This window comes from Atribacter sp. (assembly GCF_035418125.1).
Taxonomy (GTDB): domain Bacteria; phylum Atribacterota; class Atribacteria; order Atribacterales; family Atribacteraceae; genus Atribacter; species Atribacter allofermentans.
In genome coordinates this window covers 2,170-11,079 of the sequence record NZ_DAOLQM010000046.1, presented here as the reverse complement: position 1 = coordinate 11,079, position 8,910 = coordinate 2,170, and the positions used below count along the sequence as shown (strand labels likewise).

The window sequence follows — 8,910 nt, the reverse complement described above, 5'->3', positions numbered from 1 at the left end:
ATGTGACAGATTTAGCAGGTTCATTTCATACTTTTTATAATAACAACCGAATTTTAGACGAAGAAAATTTAGAGTTAACGGCTTTTCGACTTAATTTATGCCGTGCAACTCGACAGGTGCTCAAAAATGCACTGGATTTATTGGGTATTTCGGCACCAGAAACGATGTAGGGAAGGTCGATTAGTATGAATGGTAAGGAAGGAAAATTTATTTTTATTACCGGAGGAGTCACTTCCTCATTAGGAAAGGGGATTACAGCATCATCAATAGGTCGAATTTTAAAAAGTCGACAACTTAAAATAACCATGCAGAAGTTCGATCCGTATATTAATGTTGATGCCGGGACTATGAATCCCTATCAACACGGTGAAGTTTTTGTTACACAGGATGGGGGAGAAACCGACCTTGATCTTGGGCATTATGAACGCTTCATCGATGAAGAGTTATCGAAATCAAGTAATGTAACAACCGGAAAGATATATAGTTCGGTAATTGCTCGCGAACGTCATGGGGATTACTTAGGAGCTACTGTTCAAGTTATTCCTCATATTACCAACCAGATAAAAGAAGAAATATTTCGTCTCAGGGAAGAATGTCAAGCTGATGTTTCAATTGTTGAGATTGGCGGTACAGTTGGTGATATTGAATCACTCCCATTTTTGGAAGCTATTCGCCAAATCAAGAATGATATTGGAAAATCCAATTGCTTGTATATACACGTCACTCTCGTTCCCTTTCTCGATGCTGCCGGAGAGCTTAAATCCAAGCCCACACAACACAGCGTTAAAGAATTACGAAGCATTGGAATCCAACCCGACATGATAATTTGTCGTTCTTCTCATGTTATGACCCGAGAAGTTATATCTAAAATTGCACTTTTTTGTGATATTGAAAAGGAAGCCATCATTCCCGTTCTTGATGCCGAATCAATTTATGATGTCCCGATTACTTTGGAGGAAAAAGGAGTTGGCAATCTCATCATTAATAAGCTTCAACTAAATGCTGCAGAAGTTGATCTCCATGATTGGTCAGAAATTATATCTCGAATGAAAAACCCCAACCAGAAAATCAATATTGGGATTATCGGGAAGTACATAGAATCGAAGGATGCCTATTTAAGTATCAACGAGTCACTAAAACATGGTGGAGGAGCCTTGGGAGTAAAGGTTTGCATTAAACCAATTGAAGCTGAAAAAATTCAAGAACAGAATGTAGAGAAGTACCTTGGAGAGCTCGATGGTGTATTAATTCCGGGAGGTTTTGGAAAAAGAGGAATAGAAGGAAAAATTATTGCTGCACGGTACGCACGGGAAAATAACATTCCCTTTTTTGGAATCTGTTTAGGAATGCATACGGCAGTGATCGAATTTGCTCGTAATGCTGCTGGAATGGTTGGTGCTCATTCAACTGAGTTTAATCCCGAAACACCTTTTCCGATTATTCATCTTTTACCCGATCAGCGGACTAAAAAAGATTTAGGTGGTACCATGAGGTTGGGAAATTACCGATGCCAGCTGAAAACCAATACAAAAAGCTACTCACTATATCAACAGGAAGAGATTATGGAGCGACATCGCCATCGTTATGAATTAAACTCTGAATATATACACCAATTAGAAAAATCAGGAATGATTATGGTAGGGTTTAATCCAGAGTTTCAAGTTGTTGAAATGGTTGAGCTCTTCAATCATCCCTGGTTTGTCGGAGTCCAATTTCATCCTGAATTTAAATCCCGTCCTAATCGACCTCACCCTCTTTTTTATGGCTTTGTTCAAGCGGCACAAAAGTATCATCAAAACCAAAGAATTGGAGAGAAGACTTTTGGGTAGTAATTCAAATCCTATTGGTGTGATTGATTCCGGTGTCGGAGGACTCAGCATGGTCATTGCTTTAGATCAGTTGCTTTCATCGGAAGAAATAGTTTACGTCGCTGACCCTCTTCATTTTCCTTATGGAGAAAAGGCTAAAAATGAACTGATTCATATTGTTTCTTCATTGGTTTCCTACTTGAATGAGAATTTAAAAGCAAAGCTTATAATAACCGCTTGCGGAACAATCAGCTCAAACTGCCTGGAGGAACTGTCAGCTTTGTTTCAAGTTCCAATTATTGGTATTATAGATCCTGCTTCCAGAGAAGCTGTAAGGAAAACCAAAACCGGCAAGGTCGTTGTGTTAGCGACTTCAGCAACTGTAAAAAGTAGTACTTTCCAAAAGCATTTACAAAGAATTCATTCTTCCATTACCGTTAAAGAGGAAGCTTGGCCGGAATTTGTTGAAGCGGTTGAAAAAGGACTGCATCAAACCGATGATTGGAGAAAATGGATTCATACTCAGCTGATTGGTTTTCAACAAGAAAATTTTGATACCATCATTATGGGTTGTACCCATTTTGCTTTAATATCATCTTTTTTTCAAGATATTGCTGAAACTACGTTTGAAATTATTAATCCAGCAATAGCAACTGCTCAAGAAGTAAAAGAATATTTAGCAAAATCAAATTTGTTAAATCCATCGGAGCTAAGTAAAAAGAGAATTATTGTGCGGGGAAACAGCACAAACATGAAAAAAACGATTCAAAAATACACCGATTTACAAAAAATTAATATTGAGGCATTTCCTGAGAAGATTATTGAAAACTTCATCAACAAAGCTCAGAGATATTGTACTCCGGCCTCAACTCCAATGTAAAAATCCTGGAAAGATCCCCAAATGAAAAACGACACTATTTATCGATTCCGTTCTTATGCAAAAATAAATTGGTTTTTAAAAATTGGTCAACAACGTACGGATGGATATCATGATATATTATCGGTAATGCAACTTATCAATTTTTATGATATTATTGATTTTTATTTTAACAACCAAAATTGTGATGAAATTCAATGTAATTATGAAATACCGACTGGGAAGAAAAGTTTGCTTGGGCGTTTATTTCATCTCCTGCGTGAATTAAATCCCCACATTAAAGAGCGGTATTTCGGTGTTAAAATAATTAAGAATATTCCTCCTTCTAGTGGTTTGGGAGGTGCTAGCAGCAACGTAGCAAACTTATTAAAAAAAATGAATGAAATACTACAATTATCTTTCGAAAATGAGAAACTAATTGAATTATCAGCAAAACTCGGTTCTGATATTCCTTTCTTTACAACTGGTTACCCCTTTGCAATAATAAGTGGGAAAGGCGAAAAAGTTATTCCTCTTCATCAGCCACCGGAAAAATATATTGTTCTGGTTTTTCCAAAAGTGGGTATTGATACCAGTTGGGCATACCGAGAATGGGATATTGAACAAGAGCAACAAAATTGCCAGAATTTGCCTTCGGTGAAGAATTTTTTAATTGACTTTAATCCAAGCCAGATAGAAAAATATATCTGGAATGACTTTGAAAAAATTGTTTATAAACGCATGCCAGAATTTGCTGAATATAAAAAAACTTTAGAACAAATGGGATGTTCTTCGGTTTTTATGACCGGAAGCGGTTCATCGATCATAGGTGTTGCACCAAATCAAGAAAAAGCTGTTGATATTGTCAAGAGACTGAACCAAAAAGGAATTCATTCTCGGTGGTCGACAACGATTTATAAAGTTGATAGTAATCCAATAATTGTCAAAGAGGGAGGGGAAGAACCATGACTGATGCCATCATATTAGCGGGTGGAGATAGTAATCAAGAATTTTTAAAAAAATTTGGTGTGAATAACCGATCACTACTTGTCATTCATAATAAATTTATGATAGAGTATGTAATAGAAGCCCTCAAAGAGGTTTCCTCAATTAAGCGAATCATTGTTGTTGGACCCGTCAAAGAGCTGAAATCCCGGATAGGTAAGTCGGTTGAAGAAGTTGTTCCTCCTGGAAATGATCCTTTTGAAAGCACGTTAAAAGGTCTTGATTACCTCAAACCCGAAAAAAAGGTGCTGGTAATTTCAAGTGATATCCCTCTCATTAAAGGTGAGATGATAGAGGATTTCTTTCTCAGATGCAGCAAACAACCTGCTGATTTTTATTATCCAATTGTTCGGAAGGAAGTGTATCAAAAAAAGTTTGGCCAATCAAAAAGAACTTTTGCTAAATTGGTTGAAGGTTCTTTTGGCGGTGGTAATATGTTACTTATCGATCCCACTCTGGTTCAAAAAAAGAGAGAATTTATTTCTCAGGTCATCAGAAACCGCAAAAGTCCTTTTATGATTGCCAGAATATTAGGTTTGAATATTATTTTTAAATATATTTTTAAAAAACTATCAGTCAAAGATATTGAAGATCGAGTGGAAAAGATTTTAGAAATGAAAGGTTTAGCTATCATTACTCCTTATCCAGAAATCAAGTTTGATATCGATTTACCCGAACACGTGGATATAGCAAGGAAATTTCTTAAAAAATAGAGGTTTAAGCCAAATATTTTATTAAAATATTCTTACCAGCTATTTGAAATTACTGCTTCTTGGATTTACACATCGATACGCCAAGCATTATTTCTAATCCAAAGATGTCTTTGAGAAAAACGAGGAGGTACAATTGCATTGAGTACAGACAGCAATCAAGTTGATTTAGAATTAGAGGAAAAAGAGTTAGAAAAAGAACCTGAAAAAGAAAAAACCAGAGCGGAATTGCAGTTTTCCTTAGGAGAACTAAAAATCAAATCCAATAACGAACTGGGAGATATTGCCCAAAAAATGGGTATAGTTGGCTATAGTCGAAAGAGAAAAAGCGAACTGATATTTGAAATATTAAAAAAGGCGACTGAATCGAAAGGTTATATTTTCAGCGAAGGTATTTTAGAAATCACTATCGAAGGATATGGTTTTCTCCGAACTTCAGATGATTTTACTGTCAGCGAAAACGATGTTTACGTTTCACCATCACAAATCAAACGTTTTGCTTTGAGTAGTGGTGATAAAGTTGCCGGACAGGTAAGACCACCAAAAGAAGGGGAAAGATATTATGCCCTGCTTCGAATTGAAGCTATTAACGATGAAGATCCAGAGCAAGCCAAAAAAAGACCCCTTTTTGAAAATTTAACCCCAATTTTTCCCAATCTCCAGTTTGTATTAGAAACTACACCCAATGAAATTTCTACAAGAATCATCGATCTTTTTTCTCCTATTGGTGTAGGGCAGCGAGGTCTTATTGTAGCACCACCAAAAGCTGGAAAAACCGTATTGTTGGAAAAAATAGCCAATGGGATTACTACCAACTACCCCAACGTTGTTCTGATTGTTTTATTGATCGACGAACGTCCTGAAGAAGTTACCCAAATGGAACGCTCGGTGAAGGGTTATGTTATTGCCTCAACTTTTGACCAAAAACCGGAAAATCATATTCGTGTTGCAGAACTTACTTTGGAAAGGGCAAAACGATTGGTAGAAGAGGGGAAGGATGTTGTCATTTTGCTTGACAGTATAACCCGGTTGGCACGAACCAATAATTTGGTCGTTCCCAATACTGGAAAAACCCTTTCAGGTGGAATTGATTCTTCAGCTCTCCATTGGCCAAAAAGATTTTTTGGAGCTGCTCGGAATATCGAAGAAGGTGGGAGTCTGACCATTTTAGCAACCGCACTGGTTGAAACCGGATCCCGTATGGATGAAGTCATTTACGAAGAATTTAAGGGAACCGGAAACATGGAGCTTCATCTTAGCCGGGCTTTATCGGAAAGTAGAATATTTCCAGCCATTGATATCCATCGATCAGGGACACGAAAAGAAGAGCTGCTGATTAAACAAAATGATTTAGAAAGAATTTGGATGTTGAGAAAGCTTTTAGCCAATGTTGACCAACAAGAAGGAGCTCAAATGGTTATCGACCGTATGAAAAATACTAAATCAAATCGAGAATTTTTGAAAATGATTGATCATGTGTTGAAAAACTCCCGTTAATTTTGACACTCAAAATCAGTATGTGATATAATACCCAGCGTTTTTAAATCATTTTTGTTCATTCTTCAATTCCTGATGTATAAAAGGTACCAATGAATTATTACCTTTTTTTAAATCAATTTTTGATACCTATATACTTAAAACGGAATTGGGTGAGGTGATAACAATGAAAAAAGATATTCATCCCAATTATAAAAAGACACGAGTTGTTTGTGCTTGTGGGAATAGCTTTGTAACTCGTTCTACCAAAACACCGGAAATAAGAGTAGAAATTTGTGCCAGCTGTCACCCATTCTTTACTGGACAGCAAAAATTAATCGATACTGCTGGTCGAGTTGAGAAATTCCGGGCAAAATACGGCGACAATTTTTAGCTTTAGTTACGAAATGAATAAAAAAGGGTAGTGTGTATAATTTACATACTCCCTTTTTTTATTGGAATAAAAAAGCAATGACGAGCTAAAAGGTATTGAACAATGACCTCCATAAGCGTTAGATTGCTATTTGTACTGCATCGTGACGCAAGATGAGAATGAGAATAAAAAATTTTCTCTCTCACCCCAATCCCTTTACATCATGGAAAAAGGGAATAACAACAAAGAACAACTTAAGGAGGAGTCCTTTTGTAAATTACTTCTTCCTCAAGTAGAGTAAAATACGATGAGAGTGAAATTCAAACTCATCACCAGATACTAATCACTCATCATTGTTTATAAAAGGAGTAGGGGTATGAAGGTAACGCTTATAAGCTCAACACCGAATCCTGAGCTAACCATTGCAAGAGCTGCACGTCTCTGCTATCGAAGAAGTTATGACGAAGACATAACATTAGAAAAAGCTCAAAAACTTATACGAGAAATCGTAGCCCGTGGCCATGAATCGGTTTTAGAACACGCTTCTTTTACCTTTTTAATTGGGGGAATTTCCCGAGCTGCTTCACATCAGTTGGTTCGTCATCGCTTAGCTTCCTACTCTCAACAAAGCCAACGATATATTCATTTTAAAAATCCAGAATTTGTCATTCCGCCTTCAATTAAAGAAGATGAAACCTTATTTGATCATTTTCGGGAGCAGATACAGAAAAGTTCCGATATATATCAAGAAATGATTAAAATGGGAATAGCAGAAGAAGACGCTCGTTATATATTACCACAGGCTATTACCAGCCAAATTATATTAACGGCCAATGCCCGTGAATATCTCCATATTTTAAAGCTTCGGCTTTGTAGTCGATCTCAATGGGAAATAAGGATGATTGCCACCGCAATATTTAAAATTTTAAAGGAATTATCACCAATTATTTTTGAAAGCGCCGGTCCGCCGTGTGCAACCGGAATCTGCCCCGAAGGGGATAAAGGATGTGGACATCCGTGGAGCAAAAGATAAAACCCGAAAAGAATGAAAGGCACAATGTAGGAGGGCAAGCAATTATTGAAGGAGTGATGATGAGAAGCCCTTGGAAAATTTCAATTGCGGTTAGGAAACCCAACGGTACAATAGTGACCGATATTAAAGAGAAACCGATTTTATCAAAAACCAATAAATTTTTTGCTTTACCGATTATTCGTGGTGTTGTCAATATGGTTGATTCACTCATCATCGGATTGAAAGCTTTGTCTCTGTCAGCAACTTTAGCTATGGATGAAGAGGAGGAAAAATTATCGGCTTTTGACCTTAGCATCGCCATGTTGTTGGCTTTTGGGTTATTTGTAGGATTGTTTATAGCACTTCCAACTTTTTTAACCTCTCGGATTGATCATTATATTCATTCAACAATCCTCTACAATATTATCGAAGGGCTTATTCGAGTAACAATTTTTTTATTGTATCTCTATATTATTTCTCGAATGAAAGATATTAAAAGAATTTTCGAGTACCATGGAGCAGAACATAAAACTATATTTGCTTTTGAAAATGGTCAGGAGCTTACTCTCGAAAATATTCGAAAATATACCACCCATCATCCCCGCTGTGGAACCAATTGGTTAATGATCGTTATGATTATCAGCATTTTTATTTTTTCTTTTTTAGGTCGTCCCGGGATAATAACCAGAATCATTAGCCGAATTGCTCTCATTCCAATTGTTGCAGGATTGGCTTATGAAGCCATTCGCCTTTTGTCAAAATATCAGGATCGTGGTTTGGCTAATATATTAGCCTTGCCTGGTTTGCTCCTTCAAAGAATTACCACCCAGGAACCGGACGATTCACAGTTAGAAGTTGCTGTGGCAGCTTTAAAAGGAAGCCTTAAAGAGGAGTGTTAGTATGTGGCAAAATAAAGCTGAGGAGTTAAATAGCCGATATCTTGAGCTCACCCATTTATTATCAGATCCCCAAATTACTCAAGATTTACAACGCTATCGACAACTCACTAAAGCTATTTCTGAAATTGAAGAAACTGCTAAGAAATACCAAGAATATCAAGCAGCTCAAAAAAATTTAGAAGAAGATAGAAATTTTCTCAAAACTGAGCAAGACGCGGATTTACGTGAGCTCTTAGAAGAAGAAATTAAAGCATTAGAAAATAAGCTGATTGAGCTGGAAGAGGAGATTAAATATCTACTTATTCCCCGCGATCCTAATGATAAAAGAAATACTCTGGTTGAGATACGAGCGGGAACCGGTGGAGAGGAAGCTGCACTTTTTGTCTCTGACCTCTTTAGAATGTATTCCCGTTATGCTGAAAATCAGGGTTGGAAGTGCGAAGTCATGAGTACTAACCCAACCGAGCTCGGTGGTTTCAAGGAAATTATTTTTGCCATAGAGGGTGATGGTGCCTATAGCAAATTCAAATATGAAAGCGGAGTTCATCGAGTGCAAAGAGTTCCAATAACCGAAGCTGGTGGGAGAATACACACTTCAACTGTAACTGTAGCAGTTCTCCCTGAGGCGGAAGATGTCGACATCGATATCAATCCGGAAGATTTACGCATTGATGTTTATCGTTCATCCGGCCATGGAGGGCAAAGTGTTAATACCACCGATTCAGCAGTGCGGATTACCCACCTTCCTTCCGGCATGATGGTTACCTGCCA

At 37.2% G+C, this 8,910-nt stretch carries 10 protein-coding genes; all 10 read left to right on the top strand.

Annotation, left to right across the window (positions count from 1 at the left end):
- Window positions 1-2: 2 nt before the first annotated feature.
- Window positions 3-170 (top strand): DALR anticodon-binding domain-containing protein, encoded by a 168-nt coding sequence (locus PLK24_RS11450; RefSeq protein WP_349770657.1) that lies wholly within the window; start codon window positions 3-5, stop codon window positions 168-170.
- A gap of 15 nt (window positions 171-185) precedes the next feature.
- Complete coding sequence (gene pyrG / locus PLK24_RS04125) at window positions 186-1,829, top strand: CTP synthase (RefSeq protein WP_324476567.1); 1,644 nt, start codon at window positions 186-188, stop codon at window positions 1,827-1,829.
- Complete coding sequence (gene murI, locus PLK24_RS04120; protein ID WP_324476565.1) at window positions 1,822-2,688, top strand: glutamate racemase; 867 nt, start codon at window positions 1,822-1,824, stop codon at window positions 2,686-2,688. Before pyrG ends, murI begins: the two co-directional genes overlap by 8 nt.
- Window positions 2,689-2,709: 21 nt before the next feature.
- Window positions 2,710-3,633: a 4-(cytidine 5'-diphospho)-2-C-methyl-D-erythritol kinase gene (gene ispE, locus PLK24_RS04115; RefSeq protein WP_324476563.1), complete on the top strand. Its 924-nt coding sequence runs from the start codon at window positions 2,710-2,712 to the stop codon at window positions 3,631-3,633.
- Entirely contained in the window at window positions 3,630-4,382 is a 753-nt protein-coding gene (locus PLK24_RS04110) for a nucleotidyltransferase family protein (RefSeq protein ID WP_324476561.1), read from the top strand. The genes ispE and PLK24_RS04110 overlap by 4 nt, the downstream gene beginning before the upstream one ends.
- A 225-nt stretch (window positions 4,383-4,607) precedes the next feature.
- Entirely contained in the window at window positions 4,608-5,876 is a 1,269-nt protein-coding gene (rho, locus tag PLK24_RS04105; protein WP_324476569.1) for a transcription termination factor Rho, read from the top strand.
- 166 nt (window positions 5,877-6,042) lie between these two features.
- A complete protein-coding gene (rpmE, locus tag PLK24_RS04100) occupies window positions 6,043-6,249 on the top strand; it encodes a 50S ribosomal protein L31 (RefSeq protein ID WP_324476558.1) in 207 nt (68 codons plus the stop codon).
- A 355-nt stretch (window positions 6,250-6,604) separates the two neighbouring features.
- Entirely contained in the window at window positions 6,605-7,261 is a 657-nt protein-coding gene (thyX, locus tag PLK24_RS04095; protein ID WP_324476556.1) for an FAD-dependent thymidylate synthase, read from the top strand.
- Window positions 7,234-8,139, top strand: coding sequence for a DUF1385 domain-containing protein (locus PLK24_RS04090; protein WP_324476554.1), 906 nt, complete (start codon window positions 7,234-7,236; stop codon window positions 8,137-8,139). The genes thyX and PLK24_RS04090 overlap by 28 nt, the downstream gene beginning before the upstream one ends.
- A gap of 1 nt (window position 8,140) precedes the next feature.
- Window positions 8,141-8,910 (top strand): peptide chain release factor 1 (locus PLK24_RS04085; protein ID WP_324476552.1); only part of this gene is annotated, 770 nt, incomplete at its 3' end.

What these genes read in the sequence shown, in the direction of transcription:
- pyrG (WP_324476567.1), top strand. Translation starts at nt 186, where the DNA reads ATGAATGGTAAGGAAGGAAAATTTATTTTTATTACCGGAGGAGTCACT.
- ispE (WP_324476563.1), top strand. Translation starts at nt 2,710, where the DNA reads ATGAAAAACGACACTATTTATCGATTCCGTTCTTATGCAAAAATAAAT.
- PLK24_RS04110 (WP_324476561.1), top strand. Translation starts at nt 3,630, where the DNA reads ATGACTGATGCCATCATATTAGCGGGTGGAGATAGTAATCAAGAATTT.
- rpmE (WP_324476558.1), top strand. Translation starts at nt 6,043, where the DNA reads ATGAAAAAAGATATTCATCCCAATTATAAAAAGACACGAGTTGTTTGT.
- thyX (WP_324476556.1), top strand. Translation starts at nt 6,605, where the DNA reads ATGAAGGTAACGCTTATAAGCTCAACACCGAATCCTGAGCTAACCATT.
- PLK24_RS04090 (WP_324476554.1), top strand. Translation starts at nt 7,234, where the DNA reads ATGTGGACATCCGTGGAGCAAAAGATAAAACCCGAAAAGAATGAAAGG.